Raw genomic sequence first — 24519 nt, forward strand, 5'->3', positions numbered from 1 at the left:
TTAAATTTAAGCAAGATGTGACGTACTAGTTAGATTGGTAGGCTGCTGCCACTTTTTTGTTTTTATTAAACTGGCCTAACTCGGTTTGGATCGTTTGTCTTGCATCACGACAACGTTGTTCAACATTTTGATTTAACGTCACAATTTGTTCTATTAATGGACGCGCTTCTGACTGGTCAACATGACTATCAAGAGGAAAGATACTTTCCATTAAATCTGCTCGTAGCTTTGTCAAAGTGGAGACATCACTCCATTTGCCAGCATTGACTGCAGAACTCATGTCCTCAGTTAATCTTAATACCTGTTTTAAACGTGTTATCTCAGACACAACTAGTGAAACTCAGGGGGAATCCCATCCCACCCAGCTTTTATTTCTTCAAGAAGTTTAGTGACTTCGTCTAATATAGCGACATCGTTACTCACATTCGCTTCGAGTAAGCGGCGAGTAATATAGTCATATAATGAATCCAGGTTCTCGGCAATTTCGCCACCTTTCTCAGCATCCAAACTGGTTTTTAAACCATCTATGATACGGATACACCAAGAAATTTGATGACCTTTTTCAGCAATTTCATTACGGGCAATACAGCCTTTTGCAGTGGCGACGCGAGCAAGCGCACCTTCCATCAGCATCTGAATAATTCGATAGGGAGAGGCATAATTGACTTCTGACTCTATGGCACCACGGCCATACCCTTCCATCGCTTTTTTATTCACCATTACCTGCATACTCCAATCCTTAATATAGGGATCATTCTACTTAATTTGAGTTCATCGCGGATAGTTGCGAAATCAAATAATTGCCCTGTGATTGTAAACTGCTCACCAAGGTATCCATGGCTGCATACTGAGCTCGTAAACGTGTTTCCGTCATTTCAAGACGTGATTCCATTTGCTCTTTTTGCGAATCCATTCTTTTTAAACGCGAATTGAGCCCTTCTTCTCTTGAGTCAATCAGTCCATCTGTTTGTAACCAAGTATCAGCTAGAGACTCTAAACGGTTAGCGAAGCCTTCACCTTCAGCTGAAAACAGATTCGCAAATGAGTTAAAGTCAGAACTTAACACCTCATTGACTTTATCTTCATTAACCGTCATCACGCCATTTTTATCAAAAGAAATGCCTGCTTCAACTAAATAACTAAAACTCGAGCCGGTGATACTGGCTCCCGAGTTGAAGACATCTCTGACTTGGCGTTCAATAGTGAGCAGCGTGCTATCCGCTTCTAACTGGCCTTTACGCTGAGAGTTAATTTCTGTCATCAGCGCATTATAGGCTGATGCAAACTCATTAACAGACTCTAAGATAGCCTCATCGTTACGAGTAATTTCTAACGTCGAACTGCCCACATCTTTTACGTTTAATGTCACCCCATCGATAGCGTTAGCTATGGAGTTTGAACTACTGGTAGTCGTGAAGCCATCAATATTAACAATCGCATCTTTTGCGGTAGAGATGGACGATAAGTTTTGTGTACCACCAGAGCTATAAACAAAGGATGATAAACCTGATGTATCGGTATTATTACCATCACTATCACCACTCACAGACACACTGATGGCGTTTTCAGTGCCAGTTTCGTTTGATGTGAGAACCAATCTGGCACCACTATCATCTGTAATGATTGATGCCGTTACGCCAGTGTTATCAGAAGCATTATTGATGGCGGTACGAATTCCTGCGAGGGAGCTATTACTGGAGTCTATCGCGACATCAAAGCTCTCGCTTCCCACACTGATACTCAGTGTGCCTTCACCAACTACTGAGTTGTAATCGGTAAATGCAGATGACGCTAACTTATCTCGACTGGCAACTTGGGTGACATCAATATTGTAGGAACCAGCCGATGCTGAACTGGTCGATGTCGCCGTGAATAAGTCTTCATCTTGTGAATTAGCTTGGAACACCTTAAAACTGGATGCACTCGCTAAGGACGCCATGGCCGTTTGAAAAGAATCAAGTTTGCTTTTGAACGAACCATAAGCACTGATCTGTGCATTGATGAGGCTTTCTTTGCTTTTGAGCCTATTTAACGGTTGACGTTCTATATCCATCAAGCCTGTAACAATGCCCTCTAGATCGAGTCCCGTTCCTACGCCTAATGATGAAATTGTCGCCATGTCAATTCTCCGCCTAAACTTAATTGCAAAATTGCAGCAAGTTTTGAGCCAATCAAGCCTTTGTTTCTAGCAATATACCGCGATACTTTTCAGCAGCATGTCTTGCTTCAAGTATCTCTTCTGAAGGGATCTGCCTGACCACTTCTTCAGTTTCTGCGTCAATTACTTTAATCACCGTATCCCCACTGGTATCATCGACACTAAATTGCAGGTTACGGTTCATATTCTGCATATAATCGTTAAGTTGAGCCACCTTATCACGCAAATCGTCTGCACGTTGTTGCTGCTGGCTATTCTGTTTCTCAGCTTCTTTCTGAAGAGCTTGAGATTGAACAGATAATTCAGTAACAGTCTCAGTCTGAACAGATTGAGTAACCGGTTTAGACTGACTAGTAACATTGTTTTGCACTGATTGAAGGGCAGATTGCACTAACAGATCATTATTAGCCATTGTCTTCCTCCTAATCTTATATAAACGGCATAAAGCCTGGAGAGTAGTTTACCCACCAGGCCCATGCGTTTCATCCTTTTGTTATTATCCCAACAGTGATAATGCTGACTGAGGAATAACGTTCGCTTGCGATACGATGGATACACCAGCCTGTTGCAGAATTTGCGCTTTGGTTAAAGCAGCAGTTTCAGCAGCGAAGTCAGCATCAATGATACGGCTACGAGCAGCTGTAGTATTTTCACTGAAGCTTGCTAGGTTTGAAATAACCGCTTCGAAACGGTTTTGGATCGCACCGAATGTGGCACGTAAAGTACTCACTGTATTGATATCAGTGTCTAATGATGTCAACGCAGAGTTTGCACCAGTTGAAGTACTTACCACCGCTGTTGTGATAGACAGTGCGCTCGCACTTACAGCTACTGTATCACCGTTATCTTGTCCCACTTGAATAGTAGTAGACAAACCACTCAGTACAGCAGTGCCGTTAAATTTTGTGCTCGAAATGATACGAGTATTCTCTGCTTCAAGCTGTGTAACCTCAGCTTGCAGACCAGTACGGTCAGTTACAGTACCGTTAGCAGACTGTACTGCGATTTCACGAATACGTTGCAAGTTGTTACTGATTTCAGCTAATGCACCCTCTGCTACCTGCGCAAGTGAAATACCATCCGCAGCGTTACGTTGTGCTTGGTTTGCACCACGAATGTCTGCTGTCATTTGCTGTGCAGTGTAAAGACCCGCCGCATCATCTTTTGCGCTGTTTACACGAAGACCTGAAGATAAACGCTGTAACGAAGTATTCAACATACTTTGTGATTTGTTTAAGTTACGTTGTGCGTTTAATGATGCAATGTTTGTGTTGACTACTAATGCCATGAGATTTACTCCCTCATAGGGTCGAGCTATGCTCGCTTTATACATGGCGGACAAACTATGAATTGTCTAGTTTTTACCGCCTCCGAAAACATTAGCGGCAGGGAGTGAGATTTTCTTTAAGACAATTTACAAAAAAAAAGGCCAGACTTTGCAAAAGTCTGACCCAGTTCACATTTTACTTTTTTCAGCTTAGCCCTGAAGAAGCGATAAAGCGTTCTGTGGCAAGGTGTTAGCCTGAGCAAGAATAGATGTACCAGCTTGCTGTAAAATCTGAGCGCGTGTTAATTTCGCCGTTTCTTCAGCAAAATCCGCATCCATAATTCGGCTACGTGCAGCACTGGTGTTTTCAGCTAAACTTTGCAGGTTAGAAATTACTGCTTCAAAACGGTTTTGAATAGAACCGAAGGTCGCACGCAGTTGGCTTAGGTTATTGATATCAGTATCTAATGTTCCCAGTGCCGTTGAAGCGCCTGTAGAGGTGGAAACGTTAGCGGTGGTTGTGGTAGCAGCAGTAGCAGCCACTGTGACAGTATCCCCAGCATCAGCCCCAACCTGGAATGTCAAAGAGACGCCACCCAAGACCTGAGTACCGTTAAACTGGGTACTTGCAATAATACGGGCATTTTCTGATTCAAGCTGCGTTACCTCGGCTTGCAGACCATTTCTATCTGTGACTGTGCCGTTAGCTGACTGTACCGCTATTTCACGAATACGTTGAAGGTTGTTAGTGATTTCAGCCAAGGCCCCTTCTGCGACCTGAGCAAATGAGATGCCGTCAGCAGCATTTCTTGCCGCTTGATTAGCACCACGAATATCCGCAGTCATTTGCTCAGCTGTATATAAACCAGCAGCATCATCTTTAGCGCTATTGACACGAAGACCAGAAGATAAACGTTGTAATGCAGTGTTCAAATCACCTTGCGATTTTGTTAAGTTCCGCTGCGCATTAAGCGACGCAAGGTTAGTATTTACGATTAATGGCATTTGAATTCTCCCATTTCAAATATTATTTGCCTGTAGCCACAAAGGGTTACCAGACTCGATGGGAGTTAAGCAGTTTGCGTACCAGTTTTTTTGCCGGCCACCGCAAAAACCATTAACTATTTGTTTTTATTAGACTTAAACACTTTCAACCACTCCTGCAAGTGATCTTCAAGGATAAATTTTTGACGTACCCAGTTTTGAAGCTGCCGACCTTGAGCGGCAATTTTCTCCGGTTCGGCTAAAGCGGCAAGGATCGTTTCTATCCACACAGCCTTATCATTTGGAATTAATGTCACAGGAGCGCTATCTTGCTGGTATGGATAGATGTCACTGGCAATCACAGGCCAGCCCATGACGCCATATTCAAGTAGACGTAAATTACTTTTTGCTTCGTTAAAAGGGTGTTCCTCTAGAGGTGCGAGAGCCAAATCTAAATCAAGCCCGGCTAAAGCCTGGGGATATTGATTAAACGACACAAATTGATGGAACTCTTTGACATAAGGCCTGAGTTCAAGCGGACACATCCCCATAAAAACCCAATCTACTCTATCTGCCAATGATTCAACAACATGAGCCATTAAAGCCAGATCGCCCGCATGCTGATTTGCCCCCGCCCAACCCACTCGCGGTTTTGGGTGTGCTTTTTTCTGTGGTGAGGATAGATTTAACCACCGTTGTGACTCCAACCTATTAGGAATAACCGTCACATTATCAGTATATTGACGACATAACTCGGCTAATGGCTCGGTAGAGACGATTGTATGGTCACATAAGACGAGTGTTTTTCTGAGCCTTGAACGCATATCCCGGAAAACCAGTTTTTTTCTCTCGCTCATCTTTGGTAGGTTGGTGACCAAGTCGTCTAAGGAAAAGACAATTTTGATTTGTGTTTGCTGCTTGACCTGTTTTAAAAATTCATAGGTCACGTCACTCAACATTTGTTGCACATAAAGCACATCTGGCTCTAGCCGCATTAGTTCGTGTAATGTCGGTAATAATGGTTGCTCTTTAAACTCATGAAATGGCATCCATGTTAATTCAACATTACCTTGCTCAGCTAAAGCCTTCATTGGTGCAATCATTCGGTAGATACCCGAACCTGAACCATTGATAGGAAATACAACTACACGTGTTTTATCATGAAATCGTGGGTCCCACTGCCGTTGAATATCTACCTCAGGTGCAAAAAAACGGGAACGTAAACTCAGGTTGTCATTATAGAAAGGATCGTGTGTAAACAAATCAGACCACTTTTCGACGAGGTATTCTTCTCTGGGAAGATTGTAATTGGCCACACCATTTGACTGCTCCGCCAGCTTTTTGTCCTGAAACAAGGTGACATAGGGTGACCATATAACGTTTTTACCTTGCTGCTGGATATTGAGACATAAATCCATCACGGCATAACGCGTATCTGAAAATGTGTTTTCACACAAACCACCAACCTTGATGAATGTCTGTTTTTCAACCCCGAAACAAGCTGATGACACTGAGGAATATGGCTGAATACAGTGCGCTCGCTCCATATAGCCCGGTTCAGTAATATCGAGCCCTTGGAATAGACCACTGACATCATCCGTGATACCGAAAACGCCTCCAGCATGAATAATCTTGTTGTCATCATCGAGGATACGGGCCCCCACAATCTCCACATCCTCTCTGGCCAACAATGGCATCATCTCATTTAGCCAATTGCCGTTCACAGCCATAGCAAAACAGGACATAACAACAATATAATCACCACTAGCGATGTTCACACCATGGTTAATAGCTGCGGAGTAGTTTTTCTGTTCAAAACGTGTTGAAACGAAACGTTCCGCCCACATTTCTGACGCCTCAGCATACACATCCTCGAGATCTTCAACATCACTCATGACATCTACAACGACCACTTCGTAGTTAATATAGGTCGTGTTGAGCTCTAATTCTTCCAAACATCGGGCAAGGTAGGAAACATAGTTATGATGAGCAACGATAATAGAGACTTTGGGCTGATTTTTCGTACTGTAGACCGTCTGGAATCGCGGCTTGTTTTTGGGGTTCGATATTGTGGCAGAAATACCGGACCTGTTTAGATGCGCATGGCGGGTCAACCATTCATTTTCGGCCAATAGCTCTTTATTGATGTCTAATGGAGTTGAGGTGAGCAAGACATCAGGGATATGAGAAAAAGCTGATTGCTGATACTGCTCATACACCTTAAATGCCATATCTGTGGCATGAACGTAAGCAAGATTCGAATACCCACCAACCTGTTCAAAGGCTTCTCTAATGACAATAAATGAACGCCCTAAATATGAATAAGCCCTTAAATAATCAAGGCTAAACTCCGGTTTGAACCAGATATCAGCTTTTGACTCATCGACTAATTCATCACTATAGATAAACTGTGCATTTGTCTCTAAGTTAATCGTATCAGCAAAGCTCAATAAGGCATGTGGGGCTAATTTATCTCCAGGGATTAATTGCATAATCCAGTCAAGCTGAGCGGCTGTGACAACTTGCTCAATGTCTTGATTGATATTTTCCCCTGATATCTGAACCCATTCAATATTCTCTGGCACAGCGGAAAAAGCATCAGGGGCCGGGATATTACTCAGGATAGTCAAACCCCAAGCTTGATAAAGCTGTTGCTCAAGTGACTCAATCGTGTTGGAAAGGGCTTCCAATTCTGAAGCGTTAACCAAGATAAGCAAATGGAAGCTAGGATTGACTGTCCAAGTAGATACCATCCTTGTCGCTATTCGCGAAACAGTATCTTCGTTAACGGCGTTGTTGACTAACCATCGATTGTTAAAGCTTATTTGAGTCTGAGGTGGCGAGATGTTCATCGTGCTTCGCAAAGATGAACGGTAAAGAAAACTCAAAACCTGCTCTACCCACTGACGACTGCCATTATCTTGTTCTCGTTCCTGAAAGAGTTCGTGTGTATGGTTAATGAAGGTGTCAATAAACTGCCAACAAGATTCAGTGTACTCAGTATATTCATCAGCAAAAGCCGTTAATTCAGCTTTTGCCGCCTTAACTTCGGTTGCTGAAGCTTTTGACGAAACAATACCCAGTCCCTGCACTGATGCATCATATTTTTCTGTAAGAAAATCAGATTCAATCATCACGACAGTGCAACCGCATAAACGAGCTTCAGTAATGATCGCGGAGGGTTCGTAACAGTAGAGTATTTCTGATTGCCTTAATGTCTCAGCAATTTGCTCAGGTGTTAAAGAAACATCCTGACACAAGCTGACGGCATCTTTAGGGTGTTGATTGGCTTGACCACCACTTAATAGATATTTGTTGGCGTAATAACAACTCTGATTTCGTTTTTTATCAACAGGATTATTCCTGTTATTGAATATTGCTTGATTGACTGAGGGAATATGCAATATGTAAAGAGTCAAACCTTCGGGAATAAAATCCGAAGAATAGGCAAACATGACCTCTCCCGGATTAAAGGACTCATCACCACCAACAGCACCAGGCTTATTAAGCAGCCATCTGGCGACAAATGGCATATTCATAGGGTTTCCATGAACCACTTCTGGATAAACCATAATCGGGGTTAATCCCAATTGCTGATGCCTTAATACATCCTTTGGTGTGAGAAGAGGTGTTCTTAACGCATCTGTCTGAAGCCACTCCTCCATCACATAGGCCTCCATGCCTGATACATTTAAAGCATGGCATAAGGAGCGCAAAGCCCTGATCCCGGCAGACTTGGTCGAAGTTTTACCCGTGTAGATATAAAAAGGGCGAGAAGTGCTCGAAAAGAAACTGCGCTCAGTCATAAATCACCTATTACGCAAACTGAGGAATTTGAATAAGCCTAGCATTGGTTTGCTCTGATATTGATGAGTTCGAGTAAAGCTTGAGGTGTTTCAGCTTTATCATATTCAGCATTGGGGTCAGAGTCATATCCCCACATTACCATTAAAAAGTCGATAGCGTTTGTAGTAGCAGCTCTCATGTCTGCCTCAGTATCACCGATGTAGATGGTATTGCGTTTATCCATGTCATGATGAGAAATTACATAGTTGATTAGTTGGGCTTTATTTTTCATGCCAGACACGCCATCTAATGCATACACAGCACGGAAATAACGTTCCCAATTGAGATAGTCAATAATTTTCTCAGTTGGCTTTAAACGCTTGTTCGTCAAGATATATAGGCTATGCCCTGCAGACATTAACGTCGACAACATATCGTCTATTTGCTCAAAAACACGGCTTTCTTTGTAGCCATAGGTGTCATATTTCTGTTTGAAAGCTTCAGTTATGTCTGAGATCTTTGCTTGCTCACTTTCCGGTATGAGAATTTTTAACAACTCATTGAGTGGTGGTCCAATTAATTGAGTGGTTAGGGGCTGATTGAGTTTTATAGCGTACTCCTCAAGCGCCATAGATAAGGCAGATAAGATACTTTCTGAGGAGTCGATGAGAGTGCCATCCAGGTCAAAAATAATATTCATAATGTTGCGTACAATACTGTCTCAGTACAAAAGGAAGTGTAGTTTCTCAAATAAAAGCGATACCCTAAATCCAAGCTAACAAGATAAAGAGGAATTTGCCAAACATGTTCCGGAGAATGATATACACAAATCGCTAAATCAGGGCTGTGGGTTGCAATCAATCGTTCAGCACCTTTCAATGCTTCCGGCTCAGCTCCTTCTATGTCCATGCTGATCATTGTTGGAGCAAGGTTTGGTAGTACATGATCCAAAGAAATGGCTTGTACTTTTAAGCTTCCATGTTCTGATATTCTTGAACCAAGACCTGTTGCAGAGGTGTAATTAACGACTCGTTCATTACTATAAGCCGCACAAGGTAATGCAACAACATTGCGTGCCAGAAGACCAGAAGCAGATTCAAGGTAAGTGTGAAGTCTCTTGAAGATATCAGGATCGGCTTCTAAACAAACAATCTCATCGACTTTACCTTTGTTAGCATGCAATGAACGGACAACATCACCGTCATATGATCCAATATTAACGAATGATCGATATCCCTTATTTAGCACAATATCACTTGGAAAATACTGTTCATGCTCTGGTCTGGAAGGGACAATTTCAGGCTTCCTGAGCATATGTGTCGATAGATAAGCTAAAAAAACCTCTTGGCTCATTGGGTCTTCCATGAGTTCAAATGCCAATAAAATGTCTCGTTTTCTCTTTAGAAAAAAATCAATTCCCTCATCAAAGGCATAATCAGGTTGAGAAAACGGGTTATGTATTGGATAGATATCTCTTAGATGGATAATGTCTGTGTATCCCAGCTTGGTAGCAACATGCGTCATTTCACCAGCAACCACAGGATTACCATGACATATCACAACCACACTTTGTTTGGCTTCAGTGTCATCTACGTTAAACTCATCAGGGCTTCTAGCCGGAACATCGTGAAACAATGACGGTGTCTCAAAGCGCTTATCTAAGACAAGTGAAGGCGCATAGCCGAATATATCTTTTATAATTTCAAAAAACCAAATACTGCTTACGCCCGCTCCATACAGAACAATGTTCTTCCCGTAAAATGTGTCCTGAAGATTAAAGCTGTCAGGTGGATACTGCTTGTATTCAAAAAGCGCTTCTAGCTCAGCCCGATAGTCGCGTTTGTTTTTTTCCGGCATAAGTTAAGGAGTCGATACGATAGCAATTTTATCCAATAAGTGGGCAAAGCGATCATCTTTTGCCTGTACTCCCGATTTAGCAACAGGCGCGCCACCATCGCTACATCGAGCACAACTCTCATAGTAGAGTCTATTGTGCAGTGCTGTTATTTCATGTCGTAAATTTGGGCTATCTAACGAAATATAGTCACTTGGATAATCATCAGCATGGAGCTCATGCACGGCAAGGCTGGTACTGCAAGGATAAAGTCGACCATTCAATAATGCTTGGCAGGTCTTTGTCGAATTACAAGACGCTTTCATAGATGCCAATTGCTCTGTCGGGATAGTTTTTTCCATCAATGATGGTGTAGTGGCCCAGACAGGCTCACCTGTTGTGTAATGAATACCATTAGTTTTTATTTTTTCAACATTCTGCTGAAATAATTGTTTTTGCTTAGAAGTTAATGACCGTGTGTAATCGGAAAAGATAACGCGAGTCCTATTATTTTTTAGTACTTGAATCGCTTCATCAGATATTTTGCAAATACCACTTGTTGTGATGCCGAGTACACCAAAATTCGTTTTTTCCAATATGTCAGCAATTATCTGGGGAAAATCAGGATGAAGAAAAGGCTCACCACCAATTACAGAAACGAAAGCGACGGTATCAATCACATCAAAAAAAGCATCAATATCGTGTTTAATTTGTTGGTAAGGCACATGCGTATCTAAACCTTTATCCGCATAAACATTCATGTATGCACCACAATCTTTACATCCGAGAGTGCACTTGAAACTTAAAAATACGTCCATTACCTGAAAAGACAGTTTTTGCGATGATTGCTGTAGCTTAGGATTGCCTCGATCTCTTTCAGAAAACGCCAATAAACGTTCACAGTTTGTCCAGTTGCATGCTGTGGTATTCAAGCAATTTTTAGGGTCAAACCCCACCTCAGCTCTCATGTCACAAAAAGCCGACTCGAATAAGGCCATGCCATCAATAACATTTGTGTACCCTTTATCATGAAGCTCTCTCATGATGGTGGTACCAGACAAACTACCATTAGGAATGCAGTGAATAATTAAAACATCATCACACTGTAATTCTTCAGAAAATGGATATGACACTCTAATGCCATTCAATGATTTTAAATCATCCGCTCTTACATCCCAGTAGAGAATGTTATCCGTTGCAAAGCCTCGTTCAATCAGGGCTTGTCCAATTTCTTTTCCAAATCCTCCTGCGCCTCTTAAAACAATTTGCTTGAAAGACCGCAACATTTGAAAGAAAGAGCTATCGACAGTGTCTGTATATCGAACGCTTTCCAGAGCTTGATTAATTGATTGAACATTCATAAGTTTATTTCCACTTAATATTGTTACGCCCTACCTGCTTTTCGACAACGTTTAAAAGCATACTTACAAGCGTCATCAAGAGTCATGCCAACATAGTCTTCGGCAGAAAACCATTGACCTTGAACATAATCATCCAGTAAAAGCGGCATCAATGCACCAGGCATTATTGAATCCAAACCATTAGGCGCAGCTTCTCCACCCATATCCGTTCTCACCCAGCCCGGATCAAAACAAGACATCAATACCCCACTATTTTGCAGCTCATGAGCCATGTCAAATACATATTTATCGAGAGCGGCTTTACTGCATGCATAAGCCATTTCAGCCGGACGATGACGTATATTTGAACTGATATTAATGACTCGTCCAAATCCTCGCTTCATCATATTAGGAATGATATGAGAAGATAAAAGGACAGGAGCGATGGTATTAACCTGATAGGCCGATAAATAGTCAGCTTGTTGCTGATTCCAGATATTCGATAATCCCTTAGGGGCTACCCCAGCGCTGTTCACCAAAATATCAATCTCCACGTCGGCAACCTCTTCCTCAAGAAAGACCTTTAAAGCCTGACTATCCATGAGATCTACACCGTATGGCTGGATATCCACTGGGTAGGAAGAACAGACCTCAATCAGCTTTTCACAATGCTGTTTAGCGCGAGCAATAGCAATTATATTTACACCATAAAAGGCTAGTGTTTTAGCGATAGTAAAACCAATACCTCTGGATGCCCCAGTGATAAGTGCATACTTTCCCTTTAACCTATTTGTTGAGGCGGATTTCTCATATGCGACATTTTCAGAAAAACTAATATCAACTGATTTAATTTGGCTGATCACATCGTATGCTCTATCAAAAAAGAGCGTATAGATCGATTGAGGCTTGATGCCTAAATGTAAAAGCTGTTCAACAATGTGAGAATATCGTTTCACCATAATTACAACACTAGGATTCTTCATTGTTGTAATAAATTCAGGGGAACGACATTCAATTCCCAAGAAATGTTTACCCCATTTTGTTTCGTCATTGTCTATGACATAAACAGGTAAGCGACCAAAAACTAACAAAATCTGGTTTAGGCAACTTTCAAACATAGCCCCCGTCCCAAAGATGACCAGCTCGCTGTTTACCGAAACCGTCGCCATGTTTCTTAACCGATCATGACCAGACCACTAGACCAATATTCAGCCACCTGCCCCAAATGCACACGACGATTGAAAGTCAGATCATAACCATAGGCTTCAAAGTGATAAGCTACATTCTGTTCTGTAGAAACCAACCCCGATAACCACAACAATGGCGGGTAACCTTCTTTTCTGAAAAGTAAGTCGGGCATGCTGACAAATGCTGCAGAGGTATCAAAACCACCAGCAAGGGAAAACTGTTCAGGTAACGTCGCCATCCTCTCAATGGCAGCTGGCACTGAGTACTCTGATAAACATGGGAAATACACCCCCACTACGACTTCATTAGCCATCTGGTCCAGTACCTGCTGATGCCGAGAGCCTGGAGCCACTGATAACTGACCATTTAAAGATCTAGGAGAATGATTTTTAAAATCATAGTCAGGAAAAAAAGAATTAAACGCCGATTGAACAGCGGGTAAAAAAGTCGACTCCATTGCCTGCCCTATATCATCATATACCGCTTTAGGCAGGATGAATGGCGCCATGGCTCCATTCAGAATTGGCTTCATCAACTTATTGTCAGCAATTTCAGCCAATATTGATGTTACTCGAGATTCATACTGTTCTTGAGAGATTGCATCACTGATTGAAAAAGCCTGATTTAAACGCTCATAACTCGCTGAATAATTTATATCCGGTTTATCAATCAGGAAGTAACGGCGTGTTTTCTGATGGGCTGGGGCATTGATTCCGGTTGGTAAACAACGGCCAAACTCATCAAATAATGGGCTTGTCTCGGGCATTTCATTTTCCTGTGATTTTATTTTTACTTCTAGGCTCATCAGTTATTCTTTTATTGCATTAATCAGTGAGAGAGTCATTGTCAGAGAACCCCTCACCCCATGGTAGAGGAAGATGAGTGGCACCAGCTGTTTTCTCAGTATGGATTTTGATGAATTTAGGATCTTCACCAATCAGGCAATCGGGGCGATGAGGACCAAGCCATGGATTACGCATACCGCGATCAAGCACTTCTTTAAGTGATGTTTCAAACAGATTGCCAATAGAAAAGTCGATATATGGACATGGTGTGACTTCACCCGTAGATGTCACCGTGATAATGCCTTTTACTGTGATACACCCTTTATGAGAACCATATGAAGGCGTCATATGCGTAAACACGTTGTAGTCTTTTTCTAACTGACGCAGTACATCCGCATCTTCTTTTTCAATAACAAACTCCGGGTGTTCAGTACATGAACCGGTTGGTTTCGCATAAGAAACATACAATCCGACGTTTTTATCGGTGCAGTACTGACACATTTCTAGAAACTCTTCGGTTTTGGCCCGACCTTTGACAAGGACTGTAGATAAAATCAGATTTAATCCTGCATCTAGGGCTGCATCAATAGCACGCATAACACGTTTGTACGAGCCTTTTTTATTACGGAAATTATCATGGTCTTCTTCTATAAAGCTATCAAGGGATAACTGTATCTTTTCAACGCCAATCTCTTTCAGATGTTTAGCTTTTTCATCATCGAGAAACCAGCCATTGGTATCCAAAATAACGTAATGCTTTTCCGGATCAATTGCTGCCACAACCTCATCTAGGTCACGCATCACTAACGGTTCACCGCCAGTGATAACAAATCGGGCTAACCCAAGCTCGTCTGCTTCTTTTGATAACTTACGAATGTCATCCAAATCAATTTTTTTACGCTCATCTTTCACATGCAGTACTTTTTCCATGTGACGATCCATGTAGTATTCAGCAGAGCAATGAGTACATTGAAAGTTACATAAATAACTTTTTTCCAAGCGAATAATTGGACTGATTTCACCACGCCCTTCCATAGCATGAATATTGGCAAGCTTCTCAGCCACATAAGGCTTTCTGGCCCTGAGTCCCTCACGTTTTGCCAGTTCATCGGCTGAGAGCACACTATCACTTTGTTCTACAGCTAGATTTAACATAGCTTTATCCTCTTCGTTTGTTCGCTTATTCAGTTCACACTAAAAGTGGAGCTGCTTTGCATCTAAAATATCTTTATTCTTCTGATACCACATCAACATATTCCTTAAGGAATCGTCTAAAGATGTGAAATGACAGTCAGGTAACTCTTGAAGTAATCGAGCGTTATTACCGCTATAACGTTTATTGATATCTGAATGGTTAACGACCAAATCCACGTTAACATTAGCCATCGCCTGTACTCGCTCAGCTAAATCAATAAACTCATAAGCTCTGCCACGACAGACGTTATAGACCTGATGTGCAGGCTGATTATCAATAAACCAGCTGACAATTTGGGCTAAATCATCTGCATAGAGAAAATCCATAAGACTATTTTGATGTACATGTATCGGTAAGCCTAACACGGCGTGAGCACAGATATTTGAGATAAAACGATAACGCCAATTATCGAACTCGCCAAAAACACCAAATAAGCGAAGATTAAAAACGTTATCGGTGTGCATTGCATACTGGGTCATCAGGTATTTTGAATAGCCATATTGATCGGTCGGGACAGAGCGGTCATACCATGACTCATCCATATTTTCTGACCAATTCTCTCTTCCAAACTCAGCCCCTGAGCCAAAATAGAGCATTTTGCCAAAGCAGTGTCGACAACGGGCCAGGTTAAAAAACATGCGCAGGTTATTTTCTAGCACCTTTTCTGGATTATTAAGCGTATCTCTCGGGGCTGCATCATATGTAGCAGTATGAATGATGACATCGTAAGAATCTTGCTTTAAAAAAGTCTCAACATCGTGGGTATTTAGCAGGTTGAGTTGAGATTTATTACAGATTGTTAGCCGATAAACAGTTTTGGGCTGAAGAAACTTAGCAAAGCTTTTTGCTAAAAAACTATCTCCCCCTGTTATCAATATACGCTTAGACTCAACACTCATTTTGGTATAGCAAACACATCAGTTTCACCCATGCTCCAGGACAAGTGCCGAAGATAGATGTTGTATTTATCAGGGAATAGACTATCTATCTGGTTTGCCATCATGTAAATGGCTTCAAAATTATGGTAAGCGGGAAAAATTAAGACCGGTCTATGCTTGTTGATGGTATTTTGTGCGCCAACCAACACTTTTGAAGCTACTTCTTTTCCTGACGGATCTGCTTTTATAATCGTAACATTTTCTAAGTTGAGGTCATCGATGCTAATCGCTTTTACTTGTATATCACCGTCCTGATTTATCAAGGAAGAGCTTTTTAATGGTGAAAAGTCAGAAGATCTGAAGTTAAGTGTTCTACTGTCTGACCAAACAGCGAGTTGATTGACTTCAACATGCTCAACAGTCCTGAATCGCTCAGAAAGTAAAATGAAATTATTAGGGTCAGGCTCAAAAGCCACTGATTTAAACCTGCTAAGCCCCATCGACTCAGCTTTATCAATAAATGCGGCACTAGAACAACCATCAAATGCGCCAATGTCCAACAACACATCACCCTCTTTTAATGAGTACAAATCATTATCAAAATAGCAATGAGACTCAGGGTAGCTAAATAATGCAATATTTCCCCATTTAGACACAGGCTCACTATAGTCTCTTAGAAAACCGGCCAAAAGCTTAATATTTTCATAATCGACCATACTCACAATCAATGAAATATAAAGATCTCGTGATTTTTGATCTGCTAATCTTTTATAAACTGACTCAACAATATCAGCATCATGGGTTAGCTGTTTTAAGAGCCCATGACTACCTATTTGTTTGAAACCAGATAACATTAGTAAGGTAGGGTTAGCGATATTTGCTGAAATATCAAGATCTAGATTAAGTCTCTTTATATGATTATTTTTTTTTAAATTTTTTTCAGTAAGCAGTGTTTCAATTTCATCGTACTTACCATGAACAGCAATGATGATGTATGCATCACAGATAGGCTGAGATTGATCTATATGCTTTACCTCAATTCCACAATGAATTGTATTATGTTTTTTTAGATCTGAGTCTATAAATCCCTGAGGAGTTATATTCTCTAGACGTAAACGTTCAGCGAGCTCCCCACCCAAAATACCTGCACCATATATAAATACTTTTTTAGCTCTATCAAACGACTCACCAAACAACCTTTGGATAATCGTCAATTGATTCTTTTTCGCTTCCACGCGTTTTTTCGCAATCAAGCCCATTGCTGTTGTCATTTATTACCCCTCAGAAGATCCGGCGTTGCCTTCCACATAGTTAGATTGCTGAAGCCTTTACTTTCAATGTCCGGTAACCTTCAGGTGGATCATAAGAGACTGTTCTGGAGACTAAGTTATCTGTCTCAGTTAATGCTTTCAGAATACGAGGCTTTTCGTCACCTGTTGCTGTCCAGTATGAATTAATTTGCTTGAATAGTTCTGAATTAGTGGTGTCAGGCGATAAGGCTGCAGATAGATAAAAATATCTTTTTGCTAATAATTCATCATCCGCTAACAAGTATCGCGTGCAATATCTGAGCGCCAATGAAGACAACTTATCAATGGATGGCAGAAGTCGTTGGTAAACTTTATCCATGCCACGCTCTTTACCCACTTCCGCAAACTCAATGTTCATCACATAAGGCCCGAGCACTTCCAGCAGGTGCTTTTCTGTAAACGTGGAATCATTCTTGCCATGTATCCGATGAGAAAGTAACGGTTCATCAATATATGCCATAGGATATTTTGAACAAAGATGAAAATCCTGGATTCGCGGGTAGTACCACTTGCTGGCCGTAGAGCCAATACTGACCTGTGTCGTGTAGAGTCGCTCTTTATGATACATAACCTGGGAGACACTGGGATTGACAGCAGCCATCATATAAACAGCGGCCTGCTCTTCTCCTGGAATAATGCAGGATTGATTGTAAAAGGGCACTTCAGTACTTGAGTGACTATTTTCGTCAATAATATCTCTATGAACCATGACAAAACCAAGCATCGTCTCCTGTCGAAAGGCGTCAATGCACTTCTCAATATAAGTCGGTTTTAATACATCATCTGAGCAGAGTATCAAAACATACTCGCCTCTGGCATTGAACATACAGTTCTCGAGATTTGCACCAGGACCAAAGTTAGTCCTATTTCGCGTCATGGTCATCAAGCCAGGATATTTTTTAGAAAAGTCTGAAGCAATTTGCCAAGAGTCGTCAGTAGATGAATTATCTGAAAAAATAATTTCAATATTGCCATAAGTTTGCGAGACAACACTCTCCAGGCATTCTTCTAGATATTGGCCATAGTTATAGTTGTATAAGGCGATACTCACAAGTGGATTCGAGATATCCCCTACGACAGGAGAAAATGGCCTACCGACTTGACTTTCCAGATGATTTTCCACAGACCTCACTGTTTTCCCTCAAACATTTTTTTGACACAAAGCCCTAAAGACCAATATCTCAGCAAAATATAAGCCATGATTATTTACTTTTTTAAATACTCAGTTATATACACAATATAAAACCAATCCATGTTATCTGCTAATCGGCCTTGCTCCTTGTGGAGGAGGATAGGAGTAGTTTCGTTTAATATTGTCACTATAGAGAGAACGAATAATGTTGAGATATTCTTCACGCTCAGCTTCTGTTTTTAGAAGCCAATAACGACTAATTTGTATCACCATATCGTCATCATTCAATGAGGTATCAATTGCCAAGGCGAGATGATAATAACGGTTAGCTAAAGTGATATTTCCCATAAACAACTGCTTTAGACAATAACGTAAACTCAATTTCCCCAGTTTATTCAAGGCAGCGGGCAATCGTGCTTGTGCTTTTTCCATGCCTGGATAAATAGAAGCAATATCCGCCAATTGATGGACTAAGACGTACTCCCCCAAACACTGTAATAAATTCTCCTCAATACGCTGACTATCACTTTGCTGATGGATTCTCTGAACTAAAAAAGGTTCTTTAATATAAACGATGGGATAACTACAACAAATATGAAAGTCCATCAGTCTGTCACCGAACCATCTTTCATTAAGCGCTGCAGGTAACCTTTTATCCGACAACACCTCTGTCCGATAAAAAACTTGAGATACCGAAGGGTTAACAGATGACATCATATAAACAGCGGCTTGTTCATCACCTGAAATAAAGCATGAACTATCGTAGAAGGGGGCTTCCTGCTGATATATTCCTTCTTCATTGATTGTTGCCCTGTGAACCATTGCAAATGCGGCCTCAGGCTCAGACATTAACGCTTTTACACAGGCCTCTATATAGCCTGGTTTAATGACATCATCAGAGCACAACTTGAGAACAAACTGACCTTGCACATTGAGAAAACTACTCCATAGATTATGGTAAGCCCCAAAGTTTTCCCTGCTTCTGGTCAGATTAAAGGTTTGTGGATAGTTATCAGCATAATGATTGATGATATCCCAAGAGTCATCAGTGGAAGCATTGTCCGAGAAACAGATTTCTATATTTTCATATGTCTGAGCTAAAACACTGTCAAGACACTCTCTGAGGTATCGACCGTAGTTATAATTGTATATACAGATGCTAACCAAAGGACTCTCAGCTCCATGAACTGGACTCGTAATTGGGGAAAACTCCGTTGGTAAATAACTTATATTCTTTAGTCGACCGATATGGTTATGTTTGAGCGTCTCACCTGATTCTAATTGGTGAATATCGTGTTTAATGAGTGAGAGAACAAATGGAAATTCTGATGTCAGTTCAACAAAAAATGGCGCCTTTGCAATCTTCAGTGCCTTTTGCCTATTTTTTTCATACCCCATTGGATGATGGTTCCGACATAGAGTGACGACACCCTGATTCTGCTTTGCAATTCGTCTAGCCAAACCCCATCCACCATCATCCGAGGCATCATCACAAATGATCACCTCAAAATCTATTAACTCAGCCTGAGTAAAAATGGCTTCTAGTGATTGCTTTAAAGTCTGTTCCTTCATGCTATGAAGAATAAAGCTGATATAGGGTTTATCCACGACTGACTCGCTTGCAGTTGAATGTTATAAACAACGATAGAGGGTTAATCATTGAATAACCACTAGGTCATTACCTTCCAATACCGCTATGCAGAACTGCTCACCATATTGCTTCCTGATAACCTCAACAACTTCTTTAGAGTAACTCGCTGCCATCACGACGATAGCAGAGACTGACTCTGTTTCAAGAGCATCAGGAGAGACAATTGGAATATGTGTGGCTGGTGTGTACTTATTTTGCTTAAAAGGTGCTGAGTCAATGACGAACTTTATTTTATCTCCTAACCCAGACAGCGACATGACGGCTAATGCTTGGTGCCCAGCCCCCCAGATAGCAACTGACCTTTCAGGAAATTGACTAATATAACAATTCAATATATCGGTTAACGACGACTGGTACGCTGAAAAATCAGATAGGTCCGTTATTTTACGCTTCTTAACCACGGCAGATAAACTGTACTCGTGCCACGTTTCATCACACTCCAGAATATCAAAACCATTTCTGTTTAGCGCTGACATAAAGGTCTCTCGAGTAAAATAAAAAAGATGATCACTGATAAACTCGGAAAACATGTTTTCCCTCAGAATCATGTCAAAGTTCGGTACTTCTATTAATCCTATCGCCCCCTGTGCCAAGTTATTAGAAATACCATTTAAGAATGTATTCGGATCAGGTATGTGCTCAAGAAAATTCAACATCACAAAAGCATCAAACGGACTATTCTTTAGTACAGAATCAGCGTTCTCGATATAGTCTCTCTCTACGTTGAGTTTCTTTTGCTTACAAACGGCAACCGACTTTTCGCCGAACTCAATACCGTATGCATCAATATCCAGCTTATCTAATATTGCTAGATACTCGCCTTGTCCACAACCGACTTCTAAAACACGTTTGTGTCTCAAGTTATATCGATTTACCCAGTCTGAGAACTGCTTCTGTCGAAATGTTCTCATTTCATTTGAAATGCCAGCTGCTCGAACCACTTCACGATAATAATCGACAGGAGGATTACTAAGTTGAACCAAACCACAACCTTGACATTGGTTGACGATAAGGTCGCTACCCTTTTCTTTAGATAACTCATCTTTGATAGGAAAAAACTGTGCCGACTTCGGCATGTTCTCGTACACCAGTAATGGTGTCGGATAAAAGTCTTGATGACAAACGCGACAAGTTTCTCTTAACATAATTATTCGAACTCTTTCATTGTGGTAGCAGATGAACTTATTTGAGGCTATTTCTTTTCTCGATCAATCCGTCGAAAACCCTGAAACGGGACTTCCATTAGAAGTATTTCATCTCATCAGCCGACTCACGCCTCTCGTCAATGTAGATTTATTGATCAAAGATAACAACAATCGCACCCTGCTTGCATGGAGAGATGATCAATTCGCAGGACAGGGCTGGCATATCCCTGGAGGAATTGTTCGTTACAAAGAAACGCTGGAGCAGCGTATCGAACAAGTTGCTCTTACAGAAATTGGCCAAAAAGTTGATTTTTCTCCCGCCCCAGTCACGATGAATGAAATCATTCGGCCACATGCAACACGCGGTCATTTTATTTCTTTTCTTTATGCCTGCTCAGCTAAAAGTGACTTTGAACCTGACAACAAGCAATTACTGCCCAATGATGCTGGTTATCTGGCATGGCATTCCACCTGCCCGGACAATCTTATTCCTGTCCATGAAATGTATCGTCCGTTTATTGAAGAACATAAACTACTGACGAGCTTGTTTGGACGCCTCTGAAACACCAACCAGCATTTCTCTCTCTAGAATCTCCAAATCTAATAAAGGCGACATATCCTCCAATGGCATCGATATCATCGAACCATTCGCTTGAGGAATAGCTGACACTTTTGGCCATAACGCTTCGTCTTTAATGATAGTGACATCACAAAGAATTGGGCCTGGATGATTGAGAACATATTGGATTTTTTCATCCAACTCACTGGCGTCATTTATACGAACAGCATCAAGGCCAATCGCTTCTGCGAGTTTGACTAAATCCGGAATCAGTAAGCCGGCTTCTTGCCCTGTTGCCACATAGCGTTCATCAAAATAATTTCGTTGTGTGTTGCGAATGGAGGCATAGCCATTATTGTTCATAATGAACATGCGTATAGGTAAATTGAGGGATTTTAAGGTACTCAGTTCTTGTAAATTAAGTTGTAAGCTTCCATCACCCTCTACCGAAACGACGGGCTTTCTGCCTGAGGCCAGACAGCCACCAATCGCAGCTGGCAAACCATAGCCCATAGAACCTAAACCAGAGGTAAGAAAAACACGCTGTCCGGTTTTGTTCACAAAGGTGGAATAAAACACTTCCACAGCTAAGCCCGAACTGCCGGTGATAATCAGTTCATTCTCAGCTGTATGAGCTGATAGTCGATCAATAAAATGATAATGGCTGATTTCACCTTGCTCAGGAAACGTTTCACCATCACAACGTGGGTAACGCTGTTTCCAGTCTGTAATTTTATGTATCCAGTCAGCATAGTCAGCAGGTGCGTCATTCACCTCAGCCATAAGCTGTTCAATAAAGGTTTTGGCATTCGTCTGAATTAAACGGGCTTTGGGTAGCTGATGTTTTTTCAGTTCAGAGGCGTCAATATCGACAATCACTTTATCGGCATATTGAGCAAAGTTCTGTGGATTATGGGCGGTGACCACATTATCCAGACGTGCGCCAATACTGATCAATAAATCACAATTCTGGGCGGCAAAGTTTGCCGGTCTGAGTGCCACTGAACCTGGGCGACCTGCACATAATGGATGTTCATATGGAATCAGATCCAAAGAATTCCATGTTGTTAATACCGGAATACCCGTTTTTTCATAAAGTTGTTTGAATGTGTCAGCTGCACCTGATAGACGGATACCATGACCTGCCAAAATAATGGGACGCTCTGCCTGCTGAATTAATTGGATAACTTCATCCAGCTGAAGTGAGCAGTCTGATTCAGCACCCGAACAGGACTCTTCTCTCTCCAATTGTTCTGGTTCGATTAGGCTAGCCTGCACATCCAAAGGGACATCCAGCCATACGGGGCCTTTTCGTCCACTCATGGCCTCATGTAAAGCCTTATCAATATAACGTCCAATATTTTCTGGCTCATCAACCGTGACCGCGTATTTGGTAATAGGTTTAACCATCGATACGATATCGACTTCCTGTGGGCCCATTTGCCGTACACCAGTATCGGCTTTCATATCAGCCCGTTTCACCTGACCGGAAATAATCAGCAGTGGTACAGACTCAATCCAAGCGCCCGCTACCGCAGTTAAAGCATTGGTTGCACCTGGCCCTGTTGTGACCAGCGCCACACCGAGTGTTTCATTCACGCGAGAGTAGGCTTCAGCAGCAATCGCTGCAGCTTGTTCGTGATGAGTCGGTATGAAAGTGATATCAGGACTCTGCCCCAACGCATCCACCAGATGCATGGCCCCACCACCAGGAAGTAAGAAAACCTCTTTAACGCCTAATTCAGCCACTCGGGCAAAGATATAGTCAGCAACGCGTTGTTGGCTCATGCCCACTCCGATGTTAGCCAGTCAGCACGAAATATCAGATTTGTCTTGCGGCGGCTGTTTTGATTAATGGTTTTATCGTCGTAATATGAGTCATCGGTAAAGTGTGTCGTCGACAACTCTTCAAATATCGCCCCAGTTTCACTGCTGAAAGCATGTTTAACACCGCGCTCAACGGTCACCATTTCACCGGCTTTTATGGTTTTTAATTCATCACCCAATTGCAAGTGCATTTCACCCGCCAGCACATTAAAGGTTTCTTCTTTTTTATGATGAGCGTGCACCGGATGATTTTGTCCTGGCAATAACACCAGAATCTTTTTACAGTACTCACGATTGACCACATCAATAATGGTCGCGCCTGTTTCTTCGAACTTCTCAATGCCATAGTGATGCGATAACTGGCAGTTCACCCCATCGGCAATAGCAATGCCGGCTTCACGTAATAAAGCACAGACTTTGGATAATGAAGCGGAAACCATGTCACGGGTATCGGTAATTTCTAACTGCTCAAGTAATAAAGGTCCATTAGCCTTTACTGCCGCTTTTAACTCAAACTGTTTGTACTTGGATAAGTCGTTCGCTAATAGTTGACCTGGCTGACTTGGAATCGCCAAGTAAAAATCTTCTGTTTGCAGTGCTTTGCCTGCAGCGAGATCTTGTTTAGCAAACACCGCTCGGCGTAATGAATTCAGTGTGGTTAACTCTGTCTCGGTCACCGCCACACGCTCGCCCTCTAGGCCAAGCATGGCGTATGCTTCTTGTGCTGAGAGTAACCATTGTCTGACTTGCTCAGGATTCGCCGAGTATGCATTGAGCTCACCTACCCCAACATGCTTTTCAAACAGCTGCGCGCCCATGGCGACGGCCATCTTCACCGCTTCCGTCTCATTAGGATCCTCATGGGTTGAATAGCCCACCGTCACCTCAGGAAACCGTTGTTTTAATAGAGCAATTTGACCCAACTGTAGATTTTGTCTTGGCGTTGGATACTCACCAACACAGTGCATCACGGCTAATTGTTTGTGGCGATGTAAGAAAAACTGAACGACATTGTCAATCTCTTCCATCGTGGCACCGGCGGTAGACATCACCAGCGGCAAAGAGGATTGAGCGATACGTTCTAATAGTGGCCAATCGGTAAGTGAACAGGAGGCAATTTTTAAGATGTCAAAATCATGTTGTTCAATCCAGTCAACAGAGGCTTCATCAAACGGCGTACACATGGAAATAAAGCCTGCTTCATCAATGGCTTTTTTTAATTCCAGTAGTTGCGTTTCTTCCAGCTCTGTATCGCGAAACCGTTTAACGTATTTGATATCTTGTCTGTCGCGATAATCAGGGTGAATAAAGGTTTTCAGGTTCCGGTACTGCAGTTTAAAGGCAAACTGGAAAGGAAAGTCGTCACAAACCTGTTTCATCTGCTGAATAACCTGCTTGCCATGAGCAATATCACCTTGGTGATTATTGGCCATTTCCAGCACAAATAACTTTTGATACATCGATGTTTTGTCAGTCATCA

Annotated in this window: 21 protein-coding genes; 1 reads left to right on the forward strand and 20 read right to left on the reverse strand. The window is 41.8% G+C overall.

All coding sequences use genetic code 11. From position 1 onward, the window contains the following. Positions 1-25 precede the first annotated feature (25 nt). The 18 genes from BM232_RS05205 to BM232_RS05290 all read right to left on the reverse strand — a co-directional run bounded on the left by BM232_RS05205 (position 26) and on the right by BM232_RS05290 (position 20653). Positions 26-328, reverse strand: coding sequence for a flagellar protein FliT (locus BM232_RS05205; RefSeq protein ID WP_091712124.1), 303 nt, complete (start codon positions 326-328; stop codon positions 26-28). Positions 329-330: 2 nt separating this feature from the next. After that, the gene (fliS, locus tag BM232_RS05210; RefSeq protein WP_091712126.1) at positions 331-729 is read right to left on the reverse strand and encodes a flagellar export chaperone FliS; all 399 of its coding nucleotides are present in this window, start codon (positions 727-729) and stop codon (positions 331-333) included. 31 nt (positions 730-760) lie between these two features. Then, complete coding sequence (fliD, locus tag BM232_RS05215) at positions 761-2119, reverse strand: flagellar filament capping protein FliD (RefSeq protein WP_091712127.1); 1359 nt, start codon at positions 2117-2119, stop codon at positions 761-763. 52 nt (positions 2120-2171) lie between these two features. Beyond that, positions 2172-2570 carry a flagellar protein FlaG gene (locus tag BM232_RS05220; protein WP_091712129.1) on the reverse strand — a complete coding sequence of 133 codons (399 nt, stop codon included), beginning with the start codon at positions 2568-2570 and terminating at the stop codon, positions 2172-2174. A gap of 84 nt (positions 2571-2654) precedes the next feature. Further along, positions 2655-3446: a flagellin N-terminal helical domain-containing protein gene (locus BM232_RS05225; RefSeq protein ID WP_091712130.1), complete on the reverse strand. Its 792-nt coding sequence runs from the start codon at positions 3444-3446 to the stop codon at positions 2655-2657. Positions 3447-3635: 189 nt separating this feature from the next. Further along, complete coding sequence (locus BM232_RS05230; RefSeq protein ID WP_091712132.1) at positions 3636-4430, reverse strand: flagellin N-terminal helical domain-containing protein; 795 nt, start codon at positions 4428-4430, stop codon at positions 3636-3638. A 116-nt stretch (positions 4431-4546) separates the two neighbouring features. Beyond that, entirely contained in the window at positions 4547-8215 is a 3669-nt protein-coding gene (locus tag BM232_RS05235; protein WP_091712133.1) for a glycosyltransferase, read from the reverse strand. Between the two features lie 38 nt (positions 8216-8253). Continuing rightward, the gene (locus tag BM232_RS05240; RefSeq protein WP_091712135.1) at positions 8254-8895 is read right to left on the reverse strand and encodes an HAD family hydrolase; all 642 of its coding nucleotides are present in this window, start codon (positions 8893-8895) and stop codon (positions 8254-8256) included. Continuing rightward, positions 8892-10052, reverse strand: a complete 1161-nt coding sequence (locus BM232_RS05245) for an FkbM family methyltransferase (RefSeq protein ID WP_091712137.1) — start codon at positions 10050-10052, stop codon at positions 8892-8894. The genes BM232_RS05240 and BM232_RS05245 overlap by 4 nt, the downstream gene beginning before the upstream one ends. Positions 10053-10055: 3 nt before the next feature. Then, positions 10056-11390 carry a radical SAM family protein gene (locus BM232_RS05250; RefSeq protein WP_091712139.1) on the reverse strand — a complete coding sequence of 445 codons (1335 nt, stop codon included), beginning with the start codon at positions 11388-11390 and terminating at the stop codon, positions 10056-10058. 23 nt (positions 11391-11413) lie between these two features. Continuing rightward, a complete protein-coding gene (locus BM232_RS05255) occupies positions 11414-12538 on the reverse strand; it encodes an SDR family NAD(P)-dependent oxidoreductase (protein WP_091712140.1) in 1125 nt (374 codons plus the stop codon). 5 nt (positions 12539-12543) lie between these two features. Beyond that, on the reverse strand, positions 12544-13362 hold the full coding sequence (locus BM232_RS05260; protein ID WP_091712141.1) for a hypothetical protein: 819 nt from the start codon (positions 13360-13362) through the stop codon (positions 12544-12546). Positions 13363-13381: 19 nt separating this feature from the next. Next, positions 13382-14497, reverse strand: a complete 1116-nt coding sequence (locus BM232_RS05265) for a radical SAM/SPASM domain-containing protein (RefSeq protein WP_091712143.1) — start codon at positions 14495-14497, stop codon at positions 13382-13384. 39 nt (positions 14498-14536) lie between these two features. After that, on the reverse strand, positions 14537-15436 hold the full coding sequence (locus BM232_RS05270; protein ID WP_091712146.1) for an NAD-dependent epimerase/dehydratase family protein: 900 nt from the start codon (positions 15434-15436) through the stop codon (positions 14537-14539). Further along, the gene (locus BM232_RS05275; protein ID WP_091712147.1) at positions 15433-16686 is read right to left on the reverse strand and encodes an FkbM family methyltransferase; all 1254 of its coding nucleotides are present in this window, start codon (positions 16684-16686) and stop codon (positions 15433-15435) included. The genes BM232_RS05270 and BM232_RS05275 overlap by 4 nt, the downstream gene beginning before the upstream one ends. A gap of 40 nt (positions 16687-16726) precedes the next feature. Next, on the reverse strand, positions 16727-17857 hold the full coding sequence (locus tag BM232_RS05280; RefSeq protein WP_091712149.1) for a glycosyltransferase family 2 protein: 1131 nt from the start codon (positions 17855-17857) through the stop codon (positions 16727-16729). A gap of 123 nt (positions 17858-17980) precedes the next feature. Further along, on the reverse strand, positions 17981-19465 hold the full coding sequence (locus BM232_RS05285; RefSeq protein WP_091712151.1) for a glycosyltransferase family 2 protein: 1485 nt from the start codon (positions 19463-19465) through the stop codon (positions 17981-17983). Positions 19466-19513: 48 nt separating this feature from the next. Next, positions 19514-20653, reverse strand: a complete 1140-nt coding sequence (locus BM232_RS05290; RefSeq protein ID WP_091712153.1) for a class I SAM-dependent methyltransferase — start codon at positions 20651-20653, stop codon at positions 19514-19516. Positions 20654-20684: 31 nt separating this feature from the next. Here BM232_RS05290 and BM232_RS05295 point away from each other — a divergent pair, with 31 nt between their 5' ends. Next, positions 20685-21215, forward strand: coding sequence for an NUDIX hydrolase (locus tag BM232_RS05295; protein ID WP_091712155.1), 531 nt, complete (start codon positions 20685-20687; stop codon positions 21213-21215). On the opposite strand, the gene BM232_RS05300 is transcribed toward BM232_RS05295, so the two are convergent. Together BM232_RS05300 and BM232_RS05305 are read right to left on the reverse strand one after the other, a co-directional pair. After that, complete coding sequence (locus tag BM232_RS05300; protein ID WP_091712158.1) at positions 21186-23000, reverse strand: thiamine pyrophosphate-binding protein; 1815 nt, start codon at positions 22998-23000, stop codon at positions 21186-21188. The two genes, BM232_RS05295 and BM232_RS05300, sit on opposite strands and share 30 nt — an antisense overlap. Beyond that, entirely contained in the window at positions 22997-24517 is a 1521-nt protein-coding gene (locus BM232_RS05305; RefSeq protein WP_091712160.1) for an N-acetylneuraminate synthase family protein, read from the reverse strand. Before BM232_RS05305 ends, BM232_RS05300 begins: the two co-directional genes overlap by 4 nt. Positions 24518-24519 lie beyond the last annotated feature (2 nt).

The sequence above is a fragment of the Methylophaga sulfidovorans genome (assembly GCF_900114205.1).
GTDB classification, from domain to species: domain Bacteria; phylum Pseudomonadota; class Gammaproteobacteria; order Nitrosococcales; family Methylophagaceae; genus Methylophaga; species Methylophaga sulfidovorans.